This window comes from Rhizobium sp. 862_C5_N1_2 (assembly GCF_051811205.1).
GTDB classification, from domain to species: Bacteria; Pseudomonadota; Alphaproteobacteria; order Rhizobiales; family Rhizobiaceae; genus Rhizobium; species Rhizobium leguminosarum.
Genome location: NZ_JBPWPT010000001.1, coordinates 2,438,129 through 2,458,373, shown reverse-complemented (window position 1 = coordinate 2,458,373; position 20,245 = coordinate 2,438,129). Strand labels below are relative to the sequence as shown.

Annotated in this window: 20 protein-coding genes, 1 pseudogene and 1 other annotated feature; of the genes and pseudogenes, 13 read left to right on the top strand and 8 right to left on the bottom strand. The window is 60.9% G+C overall.

Translation table 11 applies throughout. The features are described from left to right. Nucleotides 1–294: 294 nt before the first annotated feature. Nucleotides 295–801: a hypothetical protein gene (locus ACD590_RS12435; RefSeq protein ID WP_439002648.1), complete on the bottom strand. Its 507-nt coding sequence runs from the start codon at nt 799–801 to the stop codon at nt 295–297. Between the two features lie 244 nt (nt 802–1,045). On the opposite strand from ACD590_RS12435, the gene ACD590_RS12430 reads away from it, so the two are divergent. Continuing rightward, entirely contained in the window at nt 1,046–1,486 is a 441-nt protein-coding gene (locus ACD590_RS12430) for a GNAT family N-acetyltransferase (RefSeq protein WP_168331944.1), read from the top strand. A gap of 196 nt (nt 1,487–1,682) precedes the next feature. On the opposite strand, the gene ACD590_RS12425 is transcribed toward ACD590_RS12430, so the two are convergent. Then, complete coding sequence (locus ACD590_RS12425) at nt 1,683–3,473, bottom strand: glycoside hydrolase family 15 protein (RefSeq protein WP_439002647.1); 1,791 nt, start codon at nt 3,471–3,473, stop codon at nt 1,683–1,685. 865 nt (nt 3,474–4,338) lie between these two features. On the opposite strand from ACD590_RS12425, the gene ACD590_RS12420 reads away from it, so the two are divergent. From ACD590_RS12420 to ACD590_RS12410, 3 genes are all read left to right on the top strand, one after another. After that, entirely contained in the window at nt 4,339–4,629 is a 291-nt protein-coding gene (locus tag ACD590_RS12420) for a DUF982 domain-containing protein (protein ID WP_439003532.1), read from the top strand. Nucleotides 4,630–4,775: 146 nt separating this feature from the next. Then, nucleotides 4,776–5,165: a hypothetical protein gene (locus tag ACD590_RS12415; RefSeq protein ID WP_047621056.1), complete on the top strand. Its 390-nt coding sequence runs from the start codon at nt 4,776–4,778 to the stop codon at nt 5,163–5,165. A gap of 224 nt (nt 5,166–5,389) precedes the next feature. Next, nucleotides 5,390–5,767, top strand: coding sequence for a hypothetical protein (locus ACD590_RS12410; RefSeq protein ID WP_115157360.1), 378 nt, complete (start codon nt 5,390–5,392; stop codon nt 5,765–5,767). 98 nt (nt 5,768–5,865) lie between these two features. Here the strand turns inward: ACD590_RS12410 and ACD590_RS12405 are convergent, their stop codons facing one another. After that, on the bottom strand, nt 5,866–6,318 hold the full coding sequence (locus tag ACD590_RS12405) for a DUF805 domain-containing protein (RefSeq protein WP_026230793.1): 453 nt from the start codon (nt 6,316–6,318) through the stop codon (nt 5,866–5,868). A 166-nt stretch (nt 6,319–6,484) separates the two neighbouring features. Continuing rightward, on the bottom strand, nt 6,485–7,252 hold the full coding sequence (locus ACD590_RS12400; RefSeq protein WP_439002646.1) for an adenylate/guanylate cyclase domain-containing protein: 768 nt from the start codon (nt 7,250–7,252) through the stop codon (nt 6,485–6,487). 234 nt (nt 7,253–7,486) lie between these two features. On the opposite strand from ACD590_RS12400, the gene ACD590_RS12395 reads away from it, so the two are divergent. Further along, nucleotides 7,487–9,703, top strand: a complete 2,217-nt coding sequence (locus ACD590_RS12395) for an adenylate/guanylate cyclase domain-containing protein (protein ID WP_439002645.1) — start codon at nt 7,487–7,489, stop codon at nt 9,701–9,703. A 19-nt stretch (nt 9,704–9,722) separates the two neighbouring features. On the opposite strand, the gene ACD590_RS12390 is transcribed toward ACD590_RS12395, so the two are convergent. Beyond that, a complete protein-coding gene (locus ACD590_RS12390; protein ID WP_028733173.1) occupies nt 9,723–10,229 on the bottom strand; it encodes a YHS domain-containing (seleno)protein in 507 nt (168 codons plus the stop codon). Nucleotides 10,230–10,325: 96 nt separating this feature from the next. After that, nucleotides 10,326–10,970, bottom strand: a complete 645-nt coding sequence (locus ACD590_RS12385) for an ankyrin repeat domain-containing protein (RefSeq protein WP_439002644.1) — start codon at nt 10,968–10,970, stop codon at nt 10,326–10,328. 208 nt (nt 10,971–11,178) lie between these two features. Between ACD590_RS12385 and ACD590_RS12380 the strand changes: the two genes are divergently transcribed. From ACD590_RS12380 to ACD590_RS12360, 5 genes are all read left to right on the top strand, one after another. Further along, the gene (locus ACD590_RS12380) at nt 11,179–11,967 is read left to right on the top strand and encodes a DUF899 domain-containing protein (protein WP_439002643.1); all 789 of its coding nucleotides are present in this window, start codon (nt 11,179–11,181) and stop codon (nt 11,965–11,967) included. A 238-nt stretch (nt 11,968–12,205) separates the two neighbouring features. Beyond that, entirely contained in the window at nt 12,206–12,463 is a 258-nt protein-coding gene (locus ACD590_RS12375; protein ID WP_439003531.1) for a DUF4087 domain-containing protein, read from the top strand. Between the two features lie 132 nt (nt 12,464–12,595). After that, the gene (locus ACD590_RS12370) at nt 12,596–12,973 is read left to right on the top strand and encodes a response regulator (RefSeq protein ID WP_018242500.1); all 378 of its coding nucleotides are present in this window, start codon (nt 12,596–12,598) and stop codon (nt 12,971–12,973) included. A gap of 79 nt (nt 12,974–13,052) precedes the next feature. Further along, the gene (locus ACD590_RS12365; RefSeq protein ID WP_018242499.1) at nt 13,053–13,304 is read left to right on the top strand and encodes a hypothetical protein; all 252 of its coding nucleotides are present in this window, start codon (nt 13,053–13,055) and stop codon (nt 13,302–13,304) included. A 138-nt stretch (nt 13,305–13,442) separates the two neighbouring features. Further along, nucleotides 13,443–13,498, top strand: a sequence feature (sul1 is cis-regulatory element that is thought to sense ions involved in sulfur or methionine metabolism; They are found in Alphaproteobacteria). A 70-nt stretch (nt 13,499–13,568) separates the two neighbouring features. Beyond that, on the top strand, nt 13,569–15,035 hold the full coding sequence (locus ACD590_RS12360; protein ID WP_439002642.1) for a SulP family inorganic anion transporter: 1,467 nt from the start codon (nt 13,569–13,571) through the stop codon (nt 15,033–15,035). A 73-nt stretch (nt 15,036–15,108) separates the two neighbouring features. Here ACD590_RS12360 and ACD590_RS12355 read toward each other — a convergent pair whose 3' ends face one another. Beyond that, nucleotides 15,109–16,032 (bottom strand): LysR family transcriptional regulator, encoded by a 924-nt coding sequence (locus ACD590_RS12355; RefSeq protein WP_028733169.1) that lies wholly within the window; start codon nt 16,030–16,032, stop codon nt 15,109–15,111. 100 nt (nt 16,033–16,132) lie between these two features. Here ACD590_RS12355 and ACD590_RS12350 point away from each other — a divergent pair, with 100 nt between their 5' ends. Then, entirely contained in the window at nt 16,133–17,014 is an 882-nt protein-coding gene (locus ACD590_RS12350) for an NmrA/HSCARG family protein (RefSeq protein ID WP_439002641.1), read from the top strand. A 292-nt stretch (nt 17,015–17,306) separates the two neighbouring features. On the opposite strand, the gene ACD590_RS12345 is transcribed toward ACD590_RS12350, so the two are convergent. Next, complete coding sequence (locus ACD590_RS12345) at nt 17,307–18,044, bottom strand: SDR family oxidoreductase (RefSeq protein WP_439002640.1); 738 nt, start codon at nt 18,042–18,044, stop codon at nt 17,307–17,309. Nucleotides 18,045–18,137: 93 nt separating this feature from the next. On the opposite strand from ACD590_RS12345, the pseudogene ACD590_RS12340 reads away from it, so the two are divergent. Further along, nucleotides 18,138–19,033 (top strand): annotated as a pseudogene (locus tag ACD590_RS12340) (AraC family transcriptional regulator). A gap of 82 nt (nt 19,034–19,115) precedes the next feature. Continuing rightward, the gene (locus ACD590_RS12335) at nt 19,116–19,925 is read left to right on the top strand and encodes a class I SAM-dependent methyltransferase (RefSeq protein WP_439002639.1); all 810 of its coding nucleotides are present in this window, start codon (nt 19,116–19,118) and stop codon (nt 19,923–19,925) included. Nucleotides 19,926–20,245 lie beyond the last annotated feature (320 nt).

The following is a 20,245-nucleotide window of genomic DNA, read 5'->3' as shown; positions in this document are numbered from 1 at the left end:
GAGTACAAAAGGGAAACGAACTGTGTGTTCGGAAGTTGGAATAGTGAGGGGGCAATTCTTGCTCCCTCTTCTCCCCAGCGGGGAGAAGGTGCCCGTAGGGCGGATGAGGGGGCCACACGGCACGCCATTCATTGCGCTTCGCTTGCGCTCAGCGTATTCGCGGCTTTGCCGCTCACCCCCTCATCGCCTCGCTATCGCTCCGGCACTTCTCCCCGCTGGGGAGAAGAGATTCGTGGCAGCGCCTTGGTCCCCGCCTGACGGCATCGCGGGTGCGCCAATAGCGGTCGTGCACACTCAAGGCTTGGTCTCCGTCGAGCAACTCATATTCGCATTGAAGAAATTGAGATGAATGCCGAATTTTCCGGCAGTACTGCTGAGCTGGACGGTGACGCCTTCCCCCGAGGGTGAAGTGAATCTGGCGTCGATATTCGATATCCATGTCCGCCCAACCGGGAATGTCACAATGGTCGTTGCCGGCTCGCCATATTTTATTCGAAAGTCTTGCACGATCAATGCAAACTCATGAAGTTCGCCGTCGCGGTGCTGTTGGATAGAGGCGATTTTGTCGTCGCATACGAAAAGACCGAGATTCGACCCTTCCACGACCCATTGACCGGGAAGGAAAGAAGAAAGCTCCTTCAATTTCCAACCTTTTTCGCTCGCATTCCGTTGGGCATCGGCAAACGAGCTACCCAATTTGAAATCGTGCAAGTCGTCCGGCGTTTGCGCGCAAGTTGCGCCGCTTGACAGTGCCGTCAGGGCAAAAGCAAAGCTGCAAATTAAAAGCAGTCCATTGGGCATGAAGGCCGGTCCCCGTCTCGAATGTTCAACGCAGAAATTGTTAAACAGATTGGGAATACCGCCGCAACGCTAACAATTAGGACGATCGCCAAAACGGGAAAAGCCGGAGAAACGCTATCCTATGGGATAACTGAGATCGCGGCTTGCTCCCTCTTCTCCCGTCGTCGATCGAGCGGCCAAGAGCGTGCTTGCGCCATGCCTCTCTGCAACGTATCGGTGCGTAATCGAGGGAGCGAGGAGCGCAATGATCCGCATTTTGCAAGACGACGACCAAGCGCAATGGCGTGCGTTGTGGACGGAATATCTGAACTTCGATGGCAGCACACTTGACGCCACCGTCCATGATCACACCTGGACTCGTCTTTTAAAAGAAGGGGAACCGATGCACTGTGCGCTGGCCCTGGCTGGTGGCAAAGCGGTGGGCTTCGCGCATTATATCTTCCATCCCTCGACCTGGAGTCTCAGCAATTCCTGCTATCTACAGGATTTATTTGTCGCGCCGACGGTTCGCGGGAAAGGTTATGGCCGAGCGCTGATCGCCCATGTGTGTGAACAAGCGGCTGCGGCTGGATCGTCGCGCGTGTATTGGCAAACGCAGGAGGATAACGCCCCGGCGATCGCGCTTTATGAAAAAGTCGCCGAGCGCTCGGGCTACATCCAGTTTCGCAAGTCGGTTCCGAGCTGAACTCTGGGTGGTGTCTCTTAAGGGCGCTAACCTCGCCTTGGGCAGTGACGGCGACGGCAGCTTCCCCCATTCCTGTGACATCCCTCGGGTTAAACCCGAGGACAGGAATGGGGGTGGAGGGATGTCGCCGCCGCTGCCTCACCACTACGCCGAGTGTTCTTCCGCCGGTCTCCCAACAACCAAGCCGAGCATATCATCAAGCCGAACGCTGGTCTGCCGGCCCCTCCAGCCGCGCGAGGTTCAACGCGCTGTTGATCAACCCGATATGGCTGAAGGCCTGCGGGAAGTTGCCGAGCATGCGGCGGGCGGCGGGATCATATTCTTCCGCCAGAAGCCCGACATCGTTGCAGATAGAAAGCAGCCGCTCGAACAGGCGCAGCGCATCGTCGCGGCGGCCGATCATGCCGAGGGCGTCGACGAGCCAGAAGCTGCAAGCGAGGAACGCGCCTTCGCCTGGCGGCAGGCCGTCGTCCACCTCCTGCGTCTCGTAGCGCAGCAGCAGGCCATCGCGCAGCAGCTTGCGCTCGATCGCCTCGACTGTCGCGACATAGCGCGGATCATCAGGCGGGATGAAGCCGACCATGCCGAGATGCAGCAGGCTGGCATCAAGCGCCTTGGAGCCGTAGGCCTGCACGAAACAGCCGAGTTCGGGATCGAAAGCCTTCTCGCAAACCTCGGCATGGATGTGATCTGCGAGCGTGCGCCAACGTGCGGCGGCCTCGGGCTCGCCGTCCGCCTCGGCAATCTGGACGGCGCGGTCGAAGGCCACCCAGGCCATGACCTTCGAATAGGTGAAATGCTGGCGCTGGCCGCGCACCTCCCAGATGCCTTCATCGGGCTCCACCCAGATTTTTTCGAGAAAGGGCAGAATGGCCGCCGCCAGTTCGCGTTCGCGGTGATGCGGCGGAAGCCCGCCCTTGCGGGCCTGCAGTATGGCGTCGGCCACCTCGCCATAGACATCGAGCTGCACCTGTTCGGCAGCGGCATTGCCGATGCGTACGGGTGTCGAGCCCTCGTAGCCACTCAGCCAGGGAACCTGCCATTCCAGCAGATTGCGCTCGCCAGCGACGCCATACATGATCTGCATCTGCGCCGGGGCACCGGCGACCGCCCGCAGCAACCACTTGCGCCAGGCGCTGGCTTCCTCGTAATAGCCGAGTTTCATCAGGGCGAGCAGGGTCAGCGTCGCGTCGCGCAGCCAGCAATAGCGGTAGTCCCAGTTGCGCGGCCCGCCGATCTTTTCCGGCAGGGAGGTTGTCGCCGCGGCGACGATGCCGCCGGTCGGCATGTAGGTCAGTGCCTTGAGCGTGATGAGCGAGCGTTTGACCTGTTCCGTCCACCGGCCTACTTTCGGGCAGGTCGCGGCAAAGGATTGCCAGAATTCCTCCGTGTCCGGCAGCGCATATTCCACCTGCCGCTGAGCCGGCTGCGGCATATGCGAGGGGGACCAGGTCAGGGTGAAGATCTGGCTCTCGCCAGCGGCAACCTGGAAGGAGCCGACCGTGCTCAGGCCGCGGCCTTCGAGCGGGACGGCGCAATTCAGGGTTAGCCTGTCCGGGCCGGCAATGGCGGTGATGCCGCCATCCTCGCCATGCGTGACCCAGGGAACGGTTCGGCCGTAATCGAAGCGAAGGTTGAGCTCCATATCGAAGGCGACAGTGCCGCTCTTGCCCTCGACGATGCGCATCAGATCGCTCGTGCCATCGCGAAGCGGCATGAAGTCGATGAGAACGGCGGTGCCGGTCTCTGTCTGAAACTCGGTTTCGAGAATGAGCGTATCGTTGCGGTAGCGGCGCGTGACGTGGACATTTTCACCTGACGGTGACAGCGACCAGAAGCCGTTATCTTCGGCGCCGAGCAGGGCGGCAAAACAGGCGGGGGAATCGAAGCGCGGAAAACAGAGCCAGTCGATCGAGCCGTTCTTCGAGACGAGTGCGGCGGTTTCGCAATCGCCGATGAGCGCGTAGTCCTCAATGGGTACCGACACCGGAGCCTCCTTTGCATAGCAGTCGGGCTTTTAGGTAGAGGCCGTGCGCGGAGGTCAAGCGCGGAAACTACCGGGGCGGTAGGCGTAGCGGCTATCATGGAAACTCCGGATATCAATTGTGGGAAGATCTCCGACCGCAGCTTTGACTGCCGCGCTCTGACGGATGATATCTGCACGGAGAGCGCGTTTCCCTTGTTCGCCATTGCCCAGGTGAATTCCGACGACCGCCGCGCGTCCGGTCGCCGTCGTGGTCAAGAGCGGACCTCCACTAGCGCCACTGCCGGAATCGCAAAGGTGGCGAAGCTCCGGACCACCCGACGGATTGACCTGACACAGGCTGAGGACGAATTGGTTACGGTCGCTTACGAAGCCGGTAAACCGAGCCGAAAAGCGGCGCGCCCTCAAAAGACGATTGAGGGGCTTCCTTCAAACCGTCAGGGGCGGGGGATTTCTTCGGAGATCTGGCCATGGCGGGAATGTGGAGAGCGTCAGCGCGAAGGGGAAGAGGGAAAGAGTACAAAGGGGAAACGAACTGTTTGTTCGAACGCGTGAATAGTTTTCAAATTTATGGCGCTGCGAAGCCGGCGCACCGCCCCCGTCCTTCGAGGCCCCTGTGGGGCACCTCAGGGTGAGGCTCCCTGAGCGTTGGCGCGGCATGCTCCAACGCGCCTTATGCTGAGGTGCGCAGCCCGCAGGGCGAAGCCTCGAAGCACGCGCCGCAGCGTGGCTGCCGGCAGCCATTGCTTTAGCCTTGATGGATTACCGGCGCCCGTGATGTCCGACGGCGATCATCCGGCCCCTACTGGAACCGAGATCGGCCTCGCGCAGTTAGTTTCTAGTCACTTCACCTCTAGGTGCTACTGCCATTAGCGATCATTCTGCCTTCTGGGAAACCCCCATTTCGATCGACCTTGATACCGGCGAACGGCTGGTTCTGCGCTCACCGCAGGATGCGCTTTATGCACTCGTCTCGGACTGGCCGGTCAATGCCGGCGTCCACCAGCAAAGGGCGATCGATTTCTGCCGCGCCTGGCTTGCCGGGCGGATGCCGGCCGAGACGGTGCGGCAGGCCTTTATCCTGGCGGCGCTGGAAGCCGGGGTGGCGATCAACGATGATGATGGGGCCGGAAGCTCTGTTGGGAACCCTTTAGTGTAGGTGCCGGCACTAATATCCACGTCACGCGGCCGGCATCCTGCAGCCGCGACAATATTCCTATGATGTATTGCAAATATTATTCTCGCTGTGTTTGTAGGAATACGCAGCGTTTATTTGCGCTCCGATTCTTTTAGGGATTCAGCTGAATGAAAATGAAAGTCCTTGTTTGCGCCACGCTGCTGGCTCTCGCCGGCTGCAATGCGCCGGTGTCGCAATCCGTTGCGGATTCCCAGCGTCCTCCCTCAAGTGACGTCCGGCAGAATTTCATTAACATCGTGTTCAAGAGAACCTACAGGCATGAAGCGGGAGAAATCGTATGGGCCCGCATCTCCAGCGTGGTTCTGCTCGATCCTGAAAAAAAGATCTATGCATACTGTGTGCGGGTGGTGCCCAAGCGCAGCTGGGGAGATTGGGCCTATCTCGGCGTCTCCTTCACGGATGGCAAAATATTAGGCGCGACGGTGAATGATAATCGCTGCCGCGACAAGCGGCTGCGCTACTACCCGTTCCCTGAGATGAACGGCATGAAGACCTGACGAAGGAGCGAGGGCTCCGGCCGCTTCGCCGTTTGAGGTTTTGTCGAGCGGCGGCGCGACATGCTTCCAGCGTCCCGAATGCGCGGCATCCTCCAACCTTCCTCATGCGGAGGTGCTTAGCCGCAGGGCGGAGCCTCGAAGTACGGGATGTGACGTTGCTGCTTGAAGCCATCGCCTTTTGGAAAAGGCCGATCTATCGACGTCGAAGTAGGAGATTCAACTGAATGAAGATCAAATTCCTTGCTTGCGTTGCCCTGCTGGCACTGGCCGGCTGCCAAACTCCGGCGCCGCAGTCCGTTGCAGATTCGCAGCGTCCGCCCTCCAACGCGGTTCGACGCGAGTATGTCGACGCTCTGCGGGGAACCATTAAAGCGGGGAACTTCGTAAAGGCCGAGATTTCCAGTGTGGTTCTGCTTGATCCGAAAAAGCAGATATATGCTTATTGCACGCGCACGACGGAACGTGCCTACCCAAACTGGTCCTATATCGGCCTGGGCCTGCAGCACAACATGATACTGTATCTGAAAAAGAATGACTATCGCTGCCACGACGAACGGCTGCGTTACTATGATTTTCCGGAATTGCGTAACATGAAATACTGATAGAGAGGCGAGGCGCCTGGCAGCCTCGCTATCACCTTCCGGCGGCGGTCCTGCTCAAACCGTGGAACCATTCCCACGCTCGCCGGCACACCATATTTTCAAAAGACGGACGCCCTGGAGTGATCCGCAGCCGGCGCTCTGCAATACCACACGATGACGGCAATCGTTCCAATGGGAAACAGTATCCCAAGAAGCTGGTGCCATCCGCTTCGGTTGATGTCGTGAAAACGCCGAGCGGCCATCGCGATTGAGGGAAGAAACGTCGCCAGCGACCAGATCCAGTTCAATGTTGCGGTTCGATCAACAAGGTACAAAGCGATGCTGACGAGTGCGACAAAGAGCGCCGAAAACCAGAATTCCGATCGGCTGGCTCTGCCGGTGAAATCCACATATTTCTTGAAGTAGCTGCTGATCGCCTGGCCGAAACCCATTGCCTGCGGCAGGCCGCCGAAGCGGTTCGGCCCGGCGGGTGGGTTTCTGAAAATGAAGAACAACGGCAAGGTTAGCGGGATCAAGACGACCAGCCAGTGAAAGAGAGAAAAACTACCCATGAGATACCCCAACGATTTGAATGGCATAGAGATAAGCAATGTTCGTTGCCGGAAGATTAATTGGCTTGCAATCTGACGCCTTCGGCAATCACAGCGTGAGAAGCGGCGGCTGCCACGTTGAGGACAGTATAGACGCTTGGAAGAGGTTGGCAGTTCAGCTGGCAGTTCAGCGTTTGACCAACACACGCGCCTGCACCGGCTGCTCGATGCCCTTCAGCACAAGCATGCGCGTTTCGGCGCCCGCGGCGAGATCGGCAGCCTTTGCCGCCGTTTCGGCCGAGATCAGGATCTCGCCGGCGGCGGCCCGGGATTCCAGCCTTGCGGCCTGATTGACGACGCCGCCGATCGCGGTGAAATCGCTTCGGAAGCTTGAGAATTCGCCGATCTGGACCTCACCGGAATGGATGCCGACGCCGAGGCCGAGAGTGCGGTCGGGCAATGCCTCGAGCGCCAGACTGTTCAGCGCGGCGGCGCAGTTTTGCTGGATCTCCTGCGCAGCCAGGATCGCCGCGCCGGCGTGATCCCTTCTGACGATCGGAAAATTGAAGATCGCCATCAGGCCGTCGCCCATCTGCTTGTTGACGATGCCGTCATGCGCCCAGATCGCTTGCGCGCAGCGATCCTGGAACAAGCTGACAATCTCGCTCAGCTGCACCGCCTCGATGCGCTCCGAAAGATCCGTGAAGCCCCTGATATCGGCAAACAGGATGGTGGCGTCGACGGTGATCTGGCGCTGCTTCTTGACATATTGGAAGGAGCGCTCGCAGATCGTGCAAATATCCGGGTTCATCTTGCTGCGGGTGATGCCGAGGGCGCGGAAGGGCAAGGCAAGCGCACCGCCGATCGGGATCGGCATATGCATCTGGTCCCAACAGCCGCGACAGATCCTGGCGCTGCCGTGCCTGGTTGGCTCCGTAGAGGAGGCTGTCGTCATATCTCGCAATCCATCGCTTGAGAGAGCCAAAAAAGAAGCTTCCGATACTCGGTTGATTTTGGCAACTCTCCCAATCATCGAAGACAACGATGGCTTGAAGTATTTCGTCCGGCGCCATCCTTATCGGACAAATCGCCGCCAAGTTGAATATCGTGCGGCCCGGCGATAGCATCGCGATGGAACCTCCTGTAGGATATTGTTAACAATACATTCGCTCTCCAGGAAAGACCGGGGATGGAGCGCCGTCTTGCAGCAATCCTGATCGCTGATGTCGTCGGTTACAGTCGATTGAGCCAGATCGACGAAGAGGGCACCCGCGTGCGTTTTCAGGCGGACCAGAATGATGTCTTCGAGCCGGCGATCGAGCGTCATCACGGCCGGCTGGTCAAAACCATGGGCGATGGTCTGCTGGTCGAATTCCAGAGTGTCGTCGATGCCTTGCGCTGCGCAGTGGAGGTTCAGCAACTGAAAGCCACGCAGACTGCCGCGGCGCTGCCTGAGCACAGGCTCGAGTTCCGGATCGGCATCAATCTCGGTGATATTATTGTCGAGGGCGAAGATATCCAGGGTGACGGCGTCAATATCGCCGATCGAATACAGGCGTTGGCGGAGCCAGGCGGCATCGCCATATCAGGCACGACATACGACCAGGTGAAATCGAAAATCCCGGTCGGTTTCGCTTCGCTCGGCGAACAGCGGTTGAAGAGCATCACCGAACCGGTCCGGGTCTATCGCGTCCTGCTTGACCCCACTGCTGCCGGCAAAACCCTCACAAACCGGAGGCGCCTGCCGAGACGCCGGCTCTTTGCAGGCATCGCAGCGGCCGTCGTCCTTGCTGTTGCGGGCGCAGCATTCTGGTGGCAGCCATGGATGCCGGCAAAACCGGCGGGGCCCGGTGAACGTTTCGCCTATCCGCTGCCGGACAGGCCCTCGGTCGCTGTTCTGCCTTTCATCAATGTCAGTGGCGACAACGAGCATGACCATCTCGCAGAGGGTCTGACGGACGACCTGATCACCGAATTGTCCAAAGTATCGGGTCTCTTCGTCATCGCCCGTCACTCGGTCTTCGCCATCCAGGACTCCGTCGGCAAGATTCAGGATGTGGCCGCCGAACTCGGCGTTCAGTACGTGCTCGAAGGGACATTGCAGCGTGCCGGGCCACGGCTGCGGATCAATGTCAAACTGATCGACGCGGTCACCGGCCTGTCGCTCTGGGCCGAGCGCTACGACCGCCAGTATGCCGACCTCTTCGCCGTTCAGGACGATGTGATCGGCAAGATCATCTCGGCCCTGTCGGTTAAGCTCAGCGCCCGCGAGCGCGATCAACTGGCCCGGATCCCGACCGAAAATCTCGAAGCCTATGATTATTACATGCGGGCCGAGCAGGAGGGCTTCATCTTCAGGGATGTCGACACCTATCGCCGGACCTTGTCCTTCTACCAGAAGGCGATCGACCTTGATCCGGGCTTTGCCAATGCCCATGCGGGAATCGCCCGCGTCGCCGTCGATGTCTGGCGCAACGACTATAATTACCTCTGGTCGGCCGCCGTCGCTCGCAAGATTGCCTATGACGCCGCCGGGCAGGCTCTCAAGCTGGATCCCAGCAATGCCAGGGCGCACACCGTTCTTGCCCTGCTGCAATGGGTGGACGGGCGCGAGACGGAGGCCAGGAATTCCGCCAGCATGGCGGTTGCGATGGAGCCGAACGATGCGGAGGCCGCCGCCAACCTCGCTCTCATCCTGGTCCACACCGGAAGCAGCGGGCAGGCCGTCACTGAGATGGAAAAAGCTTTGCGGCTCGACCCTTCGCCGGCGTCGAGCTTTCAGCTGCTGGCGGGGATCGTCTTTTACACCGCAGGCGACGATCGGCGCGCGATCTCGCTGATAGAGCCGACGCTCGCCGGCCTGCCGAAGGTCGAGCCGGCACGCGAATATCTGGCGGCGGCCTATGCGGATCAGGGCAATGAAACCAAGGCAGCGGCGGAGACGGCAAAGCTGCTGGAACTCTTCCCGGAAAGCAATCTCACCTATTACGGTTATCTCTATGATTACTGGCGGGACGGCGATCTGCAGCGCCATCTGGCCGGATTGCGCAAGGCCGGCATTCCCGAATGGCCCTTCGGTTTTACAGGCAATCAAGCCGACAGGCTCGGCGAGGCAGAGCTGCGCAATCTCGTCGACGGCAAGAGCTGGACCGGCAAACACAAGAACGGCACGGATTTCATCCAGTATTTTGACAAGGCCGGAAATACCGCCTATCGCAGCGCGAATACCAACATCACCGGCATGGTCGAGGTGCGGGGCGACAGAATCTGCGAAAAATTCGACGGCTATTTCCTCGACCGGATGGTGTGCGGATATGTTTACCGCAACACGTCGGGTGAGCAGGGCAACAGGCAGTACATACATGTGACGCCGCGCGCCCTGACATTCTTTTCACCCGCACCCTGAGGGGCCAGGCATGGCGGCTTCATTTCGTAGCCGGTTGCTGCCAGACGGTATGCATCTTCTCCGAAATCAGTGTCTGCTGAACCTCGGACCAATGTTTCTTCGAGTCGGTCACCTTGGTCGGGTTCTTCTCCATGCCTTCTGCAGCCCCGGGATCATAGCTCAGATACAGTTTGCCATCGATGATCCGCCAGGCCTTGGGATCGATATTGGTGGTCACTGTCCCGAAAGACACGCCGTCGGCGCAATAGCCGCCATATTGCGGCGCATATCTGGACGGATCGCCCTTGAAGAGATCGCGATTTCTAGCGCTGGCGAAATACCAGGTCGCGCCAAGCCAGTGGTAGGAATATGTCTCGGATCCTTCGATGGCCTGGTTTTCAGTGAAATAGGCGACCGGGTCATAGCCCTTGATCGCGACATCGCCGAAATAGCCGGTATTGACGAGATCTTCCGCCGCCATAACCTGAGTGAAGGGGGGCTGAAGGAAGGAAAGCAGCATGGCCGCAGCGCCAACAGCCACGCCCATGCGCTTTCCGTATTTTTGCACATGGCCGCATTTTTGCACATGATAAGACATAACAAGCTCCGTTCCCGGACGCGGTCTGTTACCTCAAGCGAAATGCTATTGCCGTTTGGTGCATTCCTTGTAGAGCGGTTCGCCCACAAGCTCGGCTTTCTGGCAAACAGCACCGGCTTCCATGAGTAATTTGGCCGTATCCCAATGCGCCCGCCACCCGGCTTGAGTGAGAGGCGTGTACCCGTTTCTTTCCGTCGCTTCGACATCCGCATTATTGGTCAAGAGAAAAGCCACTATCTCCGTACGGCCTTCTTCGGCGGCGCCGTGCAGCGGCGACATCTGATAGAAATTCTTCCTGTCGTTGACATCAGCTCCCTCTGCGACAAGCAGTTTCACCACCTCCAGATTTCCTCCATAGGCTGCCGCATGCAGTGCCGTCAGCCCACCCTTGTTGCGAACTTCGATGTCGGCGCCGCGATCCAGCAAAAGAGCGACGACATCGGCACGGCCCGCCAATGACGCGATAATCAGCGCCGGCTCGCCCGCCTCATCGGGCTCCGACAGATCGGAGCTCTGGCTCAGCAACTGTGTGACGCGGGCGATATCGCCGTCCTTGGCCGCGTCGTGCAAAGGACCTGCCCATGAGGGCATAACGCCAATGATAAGCGCAGCAACAGTCGCGATAAAAACATTCACGGGCATGATCTCGGTTTGATCAGGGTTCGTATGCGCCGTGTTGCGTTCTAGCACGCGGCCCATTCGTAAACAAGATTACGCTAATGGACGCGCTCCCGGCCAGCACCACGCACGCGCCACGGCTGTGAGCGACGGCTCCAGGGAATACGGTCACACTTGTTACTCCCCCTGTTTGATTTCCGATGCGAAACTATCTCAGACCAATGCGCGATGAACCGGCTTCCAAGCCCGGGAAATCGCCCTAATGAGGAGATTGAAAGCCATGACTGTTTCAGCCGAGAATGGAAAAGGCGGACAAGCCATACATAAACCACCGGTCGTGTCGCCACAGGCTTGGGAGGCGGCGCGCGAGCAACTACTTGTGAAGGAAAAGGCTGAGACCCGCGCCCGCGACGCGCTGGCCGCCGAGCGCCGTCGCATGCCGTGGATGGCTGTCGAGAAGGGTTATGCGTTTGACGGACCGCAGGGCAAGGTCAGCCTGCTCGACCTGTTCGACAACAGACACCAGCTCATCCTCTACCGCGCCTTCTACGAGCCCGGCGTGTTCGGCTGGCCCGAACATGCCTGCCGCGGCTGCTCGATGGTGGCCGACCAGGTCGCCCATGTCGCCCATCTCAACGCCCGCGACACGACGCTGGTCTTCGCTTCGCGCGCGCCGCAGGCCGACATTGCCCGGCTGAAGGCGCGGATGGGCTGGACGATGCCGTGGGTCACGATCACCGACAGCTTCGACAAGGACTTCGGCGTCGACGAGTGGCACGGCACCAACGTGTTCTACCGCGACGGCGAGCGCATCTTCCGCACCTATTTCATCAACAACCGCGGCGACGAGCAGATGGGTGGCACCTGGAACTACCTCGACATCACGCCGCTCGGACGCCAGGAGGTCTGGGAGGATTCGCCGAAGGGCTATCCCCAGACCCCGACCTACAAGTGGTGGAACTGGCACGACAGCTATATGCCGGACGCCGAGCCCGATAAGAAATGGGTAGAGGTGTCAGATGCAGGGGAGGCGGCGTTTCGGGCCGAGAGCGCAAACGAGAAACCGTGAGCGCGGCGGATTGCGGCCGGCGAGCTCCGATCCGTCGTGCCGCGCCTTCGAATCTTCGCGTCGCCCGCCATAGAGCCGTTGCCTTGCCGCTCACGGCCCATGCATAGTGGCCTGCGACGCGGAGGGGCCGATGAGAAGATTGCATGTGCTTGTTCTGATGATGATTCTGACGCCCGCCGCAGCGCAAGCCGAGCAGCGCTGCGGCTGGCTGGACAATCCCGCCACGCGGACCTAGTCGCTGAACGATGCCGATGGCGGCTGGGGCATCATGGACAATACAGGCGGTCCGACGGCTGAGGGAATGGATGAGATTCCCGACCTGACGAATGGCGAATATATCTACACGAATGCCGGTCACGGCTATGCCTGCGCCTGCATGAACGTCGATACGGATGACGAAAGGGCGATCACCCGGATTCATTCCGTGCGGCAATTGCCGCTTTCCCGATGCCGGAGCGACCGCGCCATCGGCTGGTTCCTCCACAAGGACCAATAGCAGAACCGGTAACGCGGCGCTGCCCGCCGATCGCCAAATTATTCTTCTCAAAGTGGAAACATTCCGGGGACGGTTGCGTTGTACCCGCTACCGGTAGTGCGCCTAACTGCCCGTCTATGAGGAGGCTTATTCATGAAGGTCATGATTGTAGAAGACGAGAATTTTATCGCTCTGGAACTCGAACGCATTGCGCAAGAGGCTGGACACCAGACCATCGGCCCGGTTTCGACGGTGGAGCAGGCTCTCGCCCACGCTCAGAGAAGTGATGTCGCGCTCGTCGATCTCAGTCTCTCCGACGGGCTGAGCGGCGCTCAGCTCGCGCGCCGGTTGATCGACCGACATCGGGTTGACGTCATCTTCGTGACCGGTAGTCCCGAGAATGTCGGTCACGGTATCGAAGGCGCGCTTGATGTGATCTCCAAGCCCTTCACCGATGAGAGGATCGCCAGCGCACTCTCGCGGGCGGAGCAGCGACGCAAAAACTTCGACAGCAGCAAGACTGCTTTGTGAACAGCAGCAAGCTGCGTTGTGATAAGAAGGAGATCGACGTCGTTCAGGCCGCTACTGCCTGCCCGAGGAGATAGTCCGGATGAAATACGCGCTCATTGGCGTTCTTTTCGCCCTCTCGGCCTGCGCCAGCGCAGGGGATCCGCAGCCGCTTCCGGGCAGCCTCACCTATGGCGGAAAGGTCCTCCATTCGCCCTATCGTCCGGGAACGGTGGTCAAGAATACCTTTCTTGGCGATTTCGGTTACCGTGTGTTCGAGACCTATGTCGTTCAGCCGGACGGGACGCTCAAGCTGACGTCGCAGAGCACCGGGCCGGACTTCCTTTGGCAGTGAGGGCTCCGCAATCCAGAGGGGCGCGAGGAGCGCGCGCTTCGGGTGTCTGAGGCTGGTCGTCGACTTTCGCGTTTCTCATTTCAGCGCAATTGAATGTTGCGCTGCGATAAAAATCTCGTCTATACAACAGGCATTCACCACGGACCCGGTGAGACCCCGGGTGGCTCTTCTGGCCGCCGATCCGCCAGACAACGCAAAACCTGCATGCCATCACGCGACCGCTCGACAGAGTAGGGCCGGACATGCTTTGCGAGAATCCATCCTATGCTGCTTTCCTCCATCCGTCGTGATTGGTCCGCCAATCCCATGCGCGAAATGCTTGCCGGAGCGGTGGCGACTTTCGCTCTGATCCCCGAGGTGATCGCTTTCTCGTTCGTGGCCGGGGTCGATCCCGAGGTCGGGCTGTTCGCCTCTTTCGTGATCGGCATCGTCATCGCCTTTACCGGCGGACGCCCGGCGATGATTTCGGCCGCCGCCGGATCGGTGGCGCTGGTCGCGGCACCGCTGGTGCATGCCCACGGCTTGCCCTATCTCTTTGCGGCCGGGCTGGTGGCGGGGTTAATCCAGATCGCCTTCGGCCTGCTGCGGCTTGGCGTGTTGATGCGCTTCGTGTCGAAATCCGTCCGCACCGGCTTCGTCAATGCGCTGGCTATCCTGATCTTTGCCGCGCAGATGCCGCATATTGTCGGCGCCGGCTGGATGGAATATGCCGTGCTGATTGCCGGGCTTGTCATCATTTACCTGACGCCGCGGATCACCACCGCGATCCCGTCGCCGCTGATCTGCATCCTGATCCTGACCGTCGCTTCGATGGCGCTCGGACTTCCCGTTCTCACCGTCGCCGACCTCGGCAAGCTGCCGGATTCGCTGCCTGTTTTCGGCTGGCCGGCGGTGCCGCTGACGGTTGAAACGTTTCGGGTCATCGCCGGACCTGCATTTGCCATCGCCATGGTCGGGTTGCTGGAATCAATGATGACGGCGAGCGTCGTCGACGATCTCACGGATACGCCAAGCTCGAAGAACCGTGAATGCACTGGTCTCGGCCTCGCCAACGCGGCCGCGAGCCTGTTCGGAGGTATCGCCGGCTGCGGCATGATCGGCCAGACGGTGAGCAACGTGAAATATGGTGGGCGCGGCCGGCTCTCGACGCTATTTGCCGGCGCGTTCCTGCTGATCCTGATGGTGCTCCTGAAGCCGTGGGTCTCCGAGGTTCCGGTCGCCGCGCTGGTGGCGATCATGGTCATGGTGTCGATCGACACGTTCGACTGGTCGTCGCTTAGATCCGTTGTGGTTCATCCCAGGATGTCGAGCGCCGTCATGGTGGCAACCGTTGTCGTCACCGTCTTCACCGCCAATCTGGCGCTCGGGGTGACGGTCGGAGTGCTGCTCAGCGGCGTGTTCTTCACCTTCAAGGTTGCCGGCCTGCTGCGCGTTGACGTGGCGCCCGACCAAGCTGCCGGGCGGTTGACCTATCGCGTGTCCGGCCAAGTGTTCTTTGCCTCCGCCGACGTCTTCGTCGAAGCCTTCGACGTTCAGGATGCGATCGGCAGGTCTGTGCTGATCGACGTGTCCGAGGCACATTTCTGGGACATCACCGCCGTTGCCGCACTCGACAAGGTCGTCCAACGGTTCGGGGCGCACGGCATTGCAGTGGAGATCATGGGCCTCAACCAGGCGAGCGCGACCTTGATCGGAAGCCTCGACAGCAAGGTGGTGCTGAAAGAGGTGTGACGGCGCGAGAGCGGGCGGATTTCCTAGAGCATGATGCCGAAAAGTGTGAGCGGTTTTCGGACGACATCCTGTTCTAGCGCGAGACGATCGCGAAATCATCGCCGCCGCCGATTCCCGTGGCGTTCAGCCGTCTGACGGCCAGTTCGATGAATGCCTTGACCAAAGGCGGCAGGTGTCGGCTGCTGGGATAGACGACATGCAAGCCGCCGGCCGGGGTCGTATAGCCGTCGAGAACGCGGTGCAGCCGCCCGTCCTTGATGCAGGCTTCGGCGAATCGGTGCGGCAATTGGGCGATGCCATGGCCCGCGATCGCGGCGGCCATCACCGCCTGCATCTCGTTGGCGGCGAAGCGGCCCGAAACCGCGACCGTTTCCTGACCGTGCGGACCTTCCAGCAACCATTGCGCATGTGTGGCCTGGCCGGCGATGACGCAGTCGTGGCGGGCGAGATCTTCAGGCACACCAGGTGGGCCGCAGCGGGCGAGATAATCCGGGTTTGCGCAGAGAAGGCGGTGCATCGAACCGAGTTTGCGGGCCACCAAGGTAGAATCTTCGAGGACGCCGGTGCGGAAGGCGAGGTCTATACCGCTTTCGACGAGGTTCAGCCTGTCGTCGGTCAGGCGCAGCTCGACGCTCGTCTTCGGGTAGGTCGAAAGAAATTCGAAGATTGCATCCTGGAGGAAGTGGCCACCGAAGCCGACCGGCGCCGATATACGGATCGTGCCGGCAGGCTCGGCCCTCTCTTCGGCAAGCCGCTGGTTGGCGCCCTCGATCGTGCGCAGCGCCTGGCTGCTTTCTTCGTAGTAGAGACGCCCTGAAGCCGTCAGGTTGAGGCTGCGGGTCGTGCGCTGCAGAAGCCGGATGCCGAGTTCGCGCTCGAGTGCGGCGATACGGCGGCTGACCGTCGTCTTCGGCATGCCGAGCAAGCGCGCGGCGGCGGTGAAGCTGCCCGATTCGACGACGCGGGCGAAAATCATGATATCGTTGAGATCGAGCATTGTATCCTGGTATGGTACGATGTTTTCCAATTATACGCCATTATGGTTCAATACGACAGGCCTTACCTCTGCTGCATCAGTCACAACAAGGAGAAGACAGATGAGCAATACACGAAGCGTACTGGTCACAGGCGCCACCGGCCAGCAAGGCGGCGCGGTCGTGCGTGCGCTGATCGCGCGAGGCCACCGCGTCAAGGCAATCAGCCGCCGGCCGGAGAGCGATGGCGCAAAGCGGCTGGCTGCGGCAGGGGTCGAGGTCGTCGCCGGCAATCTCGATGACGGGGCATCCGTGGCGGCGGCAGCAGAGGGCGTCGACGCGATGTTCCTGATGGGCAACAGCTACGAAGCCGGAACGGACGCGGAAACCCGTCAGGGCATTGCCGCCGCCGATGCGGCAAAGGCCGCCGGCATCGGCCACCTGATCTATTCGTCCGTCGCCGATGCCCACAAGAAGACCGGCATACCGCATTTCGACAGCAAGTATCTCGTCGAGAAGCACATTGCAGGCCTCGGCATTCCCTACACGATCAACGCGCCCGTCGCCTTCATGGAGAACACCGTGGCGCCCTGGGCGATCGACGGGCTGCGCCAAGGCGTCTATGCCGCAGCGCTGCCGCCCGCCCGCGTGCTGCAACAGGTCACCATCGATGACATCGGCGCTTTCGTCGCGACCTTGGCCGAGAGGCGCGAGCAGGTGTTCGGCAAGCGTTTCGATATTGCCGGCGACGAATTGTCCGGCGCGCAGCAGGCGAAGATCCTGTCCGAGGTGCTCGGCCGCCCAATCACTTACCGGGAATTGCCGATCGCGGCGATACGGCAGCAGAGCGAGGATACGGCGCTGATGTTCGAATGGTTCGACCGTACCGGCTACGACGCCGATATCGCCGCCCTGCGCCGCGACTTCCCCGATGTCGGCTGGCACAGCTACGCCGACTGGGCACGCGGTTTTGACTGGAGTGTGCTCGATAAGGCGGCTGGGTGAGTTCGCTGTGACACCGGTGATCTGACCGGTGTCACCGACAGGTGATGATGGCCTTGGCCACACTCTCCGTCATCCTTGAGCTATACACTTAAGCCGCGGATCAACGCCATGGCCGCTCACGGGTGCCGCGTGGATGCTCGGGTCAAGCCCGGGCATGACGGAGAGCAAAGGCATGTCCGAACTCTACATCGCAGAATTGAAGCGCGCTGGACTGGCAGATCGACCGTTCCACGCCGCATGGCGATTGTCCTGCTGTTCAAGATCGACGGGAGCCGTCGCTGCCAACGATACCTCACGCCTGAGCGGTCGGCCTAACAACGATGTCGCTGATATCGACATCGGCGGGTTGCTCGATGGCGAAGGCTATGGCGCGGGCGATGGCATCGGGTGAAATTGCCATCTCGTCCATGCGCTTTGCCATCTCGGCCTTGATCTCTGGGCTGGTCATGGAGCCGGTGAAATCGGTTCTTATAAATCCCGGCGAGATGTTGGTGACGCGCAGATGCGGGCCGGCCTCCAGCCGCAGGCCTTCGGCGATGGTGCGCATGGCGTTCTTCGTGCCGGCATAGACGGCCATGGTCGGCTTGACGATGAGGCCGGCGGTCGAGAGCGTGTTGACGAAGTGGCCGGAACCCTGCCGGCGGAACACCGGCAAGGCCGCGGCGATGCCATAGAGCGGGCCCTTGATGTTGACGTCGATCATCTCCTCCCAATCCTCGACCCGCAGTTCATCAAGAAGGGAGATCGGCCCGATGCCGGCATTGTTGATCATCACGTCGATCCTACCATAGCTGTTGCAGGCAAGCGCCACGAGAGCTGTGAGGTCCTCGCGCTTTTTCACGTCCATGGCGAGGCAGACGGCCTCGCCGCCGTTTTCGGTGATACGTCGCGCCAGGGCCTGCAGCCGGTCGGCGCGGCGGGCTCCAAGCACGAGCTTTGCGCCGCGCCCGGCCAGCAGCAGCGCCGTGGCTTCGCCGATGCCGCTGCTGGCACCCGTGATTGCAATAACCTTGTCCTTGATATCAGGCATCTTCGTTCTCCTTTGTGCTTTTGAGGATTGCAGGTGCTGCCTGGAGAATCTATGCTGGTTGCTCCATGATTTCGTCGAGATCGTCCATAACCCATGATCGATCCCTTGTCCGATGTCTTTTCGCTGCTCGAGCTAGAGAGTGCGCGCTGCACACGTTTCGAGGTCGGAGGGCAATGGGCGTTTCGTTTTCCGGCCAAGCCCGCGCTCAAGTTCGTTGCTGTCCTGCGCGGCGCGTGCTCGATCGTTCTGCCGGGTGAGCCGCCATTTTCGCTTGTCGCGGGCGACACCTTCCTGCTTGCCAATGCGCCCGCCTATGTGATCGCCAACGATCTCGATAGGGAGCCGGAGGACGGGATCGCCTTCTTCGACTGGGAGCATTCCAACATCGCCCGGCACGGCGGTGGCGAGACCGCGCTGATCGGCGGCAGCTTCGTCATCGGAGGCAGCAACGCCCGGCTGCTGCTCGACGCGCTACCGCCGTTCATTCATATCCCGGCCAGCGACCGCGGCGCCGCACTCCTCAGCTCGACGACGAACTCGAGGACGGGCAGATGGGCTCGACGCTGATGACGCGGCGCATGGGCGACATCCTGCTCGTGCAGGCGCTGCGGGCCTATGTGGGCCGGGAGGGTGCTGCCGAAACGGGATGGATCGGCGCGCTGACAAATCCGCAGATCGGCGCGGCGATCAGCCTGATCCACAACAGCCCCGGCCATCGCTGGACGGTCGAGGCGCTGGCGACCCGGATCGGCATGTCGCGCTCCGCCTTTGCGCAACGTTTCAAGGAACTGGTCGGCGTTGCACCCCTCGACTATGTCACGCGCTGGCGCATGCATCGCGCCCGCGAAGCCCTGCGCCGGGAGGATGTCTCGGTCGCCGGCCTTGCCGCGGCACTCGGATATTCCTCCGAAAGCGCCTTCGGAAACGCGTTCAAGCGTGTGTTCGGGCGCGCACCGAAGCGCTACTGGTCGGACGCGAAGGTCGGGTGAGAAGGCTGTTCCGCTTGCGAGGGTTGCTGGGGAATCCTATTGTCCGTCGACAGACCATCGTCCTTGAAGGGGGGAGACTTCAATGCCGTCGAGTTTCAATGTCGAAAGTGCCGATGGTTATGAGCGGCTGATGGGGCGCTGGAGCAGGCGGCTGGCGCCGATGCTGGTTGATTTCGCTGGTCTTGCGGATGGCGATCGCGTGCTGGATGTCGGCTGCGGCACCGGCAGCCTTGCATTCACGCTGGCGGAAACGCCGGGTCTGCAGGAGATCGTCGCCGTCGACTATTCGCCGGTTTTCGTCGAGGCCGCAACGCGACGCAACACCGATCCGCGGATCACGATCCGGCAGGCCGATGCCTGCGCACTGCCGTTCGAAGATAATCGCTTCGACAGAGCGATGTCGCTGCTCGTGCTGCATTTCGTGCCAGAGGCGGGAAAGGCGATATCCGAGATGCGACGTGTGGTGCGCCCGGGCGGCGTGGTCGCCGCCGCCGTCTGGGACCATTATGGCGGCATGTCCGGCATGCGGATGATGTGGGATACGGTGGCGATGCTCGACGAAAACGCTCTGCCCCTGCGCCGCAAATATTGTTTCCAGCCGATGATGCGGCCGGGGGAAATGCAGGAGAGCTTCATCGCGCAGGGCCTGGCCAATGTCGAGGAGACCTCGCTGCTGATCCGGATGGAATATCTTTCCTTCGAGGATTACTGGGATCCGATCGCCGCCGGCGAAGGACCGCTCGGCAAATATGTCGCGGGGCTTGACCCGGCGAAGCGAAAGGCGGTCGATGCCGCCGTCAGGGCCGCTTACGAGGCAGGCGAGCCGAATGGGCCGCGGTCGTTCGCATCGGTGGCGTGGGCGTGCCGGGGCAGGGTGCCGGGCGGCGGTTAGGTTGGTTGTGATGACCGGCCGTTGCGGCCGCATCCGCCTTCCTGCCGATTGGACTGAGTGCCCGCTCCGCTATCCCTCATTCCCGTGCTCGTCACAGGAATCCAGTGCGCCCAGGTCCCTGGGCGCAAGAGACTCCTTCGTCGTATGACAATTAACCACGGCGCAGACGCGCCGTGGCTGGATTCCTCTGACAAGCACAGGAATGAGGTAAGAGAGGTTGTGGGTTCCCGCTGGCGTCGATGACAAAGGAAAGGGGTCGAGGTTCCCATGTCGGGGAATGGGAGCGCCCGATGCTGCCGCGCCTCTGCAAGGCAGCGTCG

Bases quoted from the DNA above. Each gene is read 5' to 3' on its own strand.
- ACD590_RS12435 (WP_439002648.1), bottom strand. From the start codon at position 801: ATGCCCAATGGACTGCTTTTAATTTGCAGCTTTGCTTTTGCCCTGACG.
- ACD590_RS12430 (WP_168331944.1), top strand. From the start codon at position 1,046: ATGATCCGCATTTTGCAAGACGACGACCAAGCGCAATGGCGTGCGTTG.
- ACD590_RS12415 (WP_047621056.1), top strand. From the start codon at position 4,776: ATGAAAATGAAAGTCCTTGTTTGCGCCACGCTGCTGGCTCTCGCCGGC.
- ACD590_RS12410 (WP_115157360.1), top strand. From the start codon at position 5,390: ATGAAGATCAAATTCCTTGCTTGCGTTGCCCTGCTGGCACTGGCCGGC.
- ACD590_RS12405 (WP_026230793.1), bottom strand. From the start codon at position 6,318: ATGGGTAGTTTTTCTCTCTTTCACTGGCTGGTCGTCTTGATCCCGCTA.
- ACD590_RS12400 (WP_439002646.1), bottom strand. From the start codon at position 7,252: ATGACGACAGCCTCCTCTACGGAGCCAACCAGGCACGGCAGCGCCAGG.
- ACD590_RS12395 (WP_439002645.1), top strand. From the start codon at position 7,487: ATGGAGCGCCGTCTTGCAGCAATCCTGATCGCTGATGTCGTCGGTTAC.
- ACD590_RS12390 (WP_028733173.1), bottom strand. From the start codon at position 10,229: ATGGGCGTGGCTGTTGGCGCTGCGGCCATGCTGCTTTCCTTCCTTCAG.
- ACD590_RS12380 (WP_439002643.1), top strand. From the start codon at position 11,179: ATGACTGTTTCAGCCGAGAATGGAAAAGGCGGACAAGCCATACATAAA.
- ACD590_RS12370 (WP_018242500.1), top strand. From the start codon at position 12,596: ATGAAGGTCATGATTGTAGAAGACGAGAATTTTATCGCTCTGGAACTC.
- ACD590_RS12365 (WP_018242499.1), top strand. From the start codon at position 13,053: ATGAAATACGCGCTCATTGGCGTTCTTTTCGCCCTCTCGGCCTGCGCC.
- ACD590_RS12360 (WP_439002642.1), top strand. From the start codon at position 13,569: ATGCTGCTTTCCTCCATCCGTCGTGATTGGTCCGCCAATCCCATGCGC.
- ACD590_RS12355 (WP_028733169.1), bottom strand. From the start codon at position 16,032: ATGCTCGATCTCAACGATATCATGATTTTCGCCCGCGTCGTCGAATCG.
- ACD590_RS12350 (WP_439002641.1), top strand. From the start codon at position 16,133: ATGAGCAATACACGAAGCGTACTGGTCACAGGCGCCACCGGCCAGCAA.
- ACD590_RS12345 (WP_439002640.1), bottom strand. From the start codon at position 18,044: ATGCCTGATATCAAGGACAAGGTTATTGCAATCACGGGTGCCAGCAGC.
- ACD590_RS12335 (WP_439002639.1), top strand. From the start codon at position 19,116: ATGCCGTCGAGTTTCAATGTCGAAAGTGCCGATGGTTATGAGCGGCTG.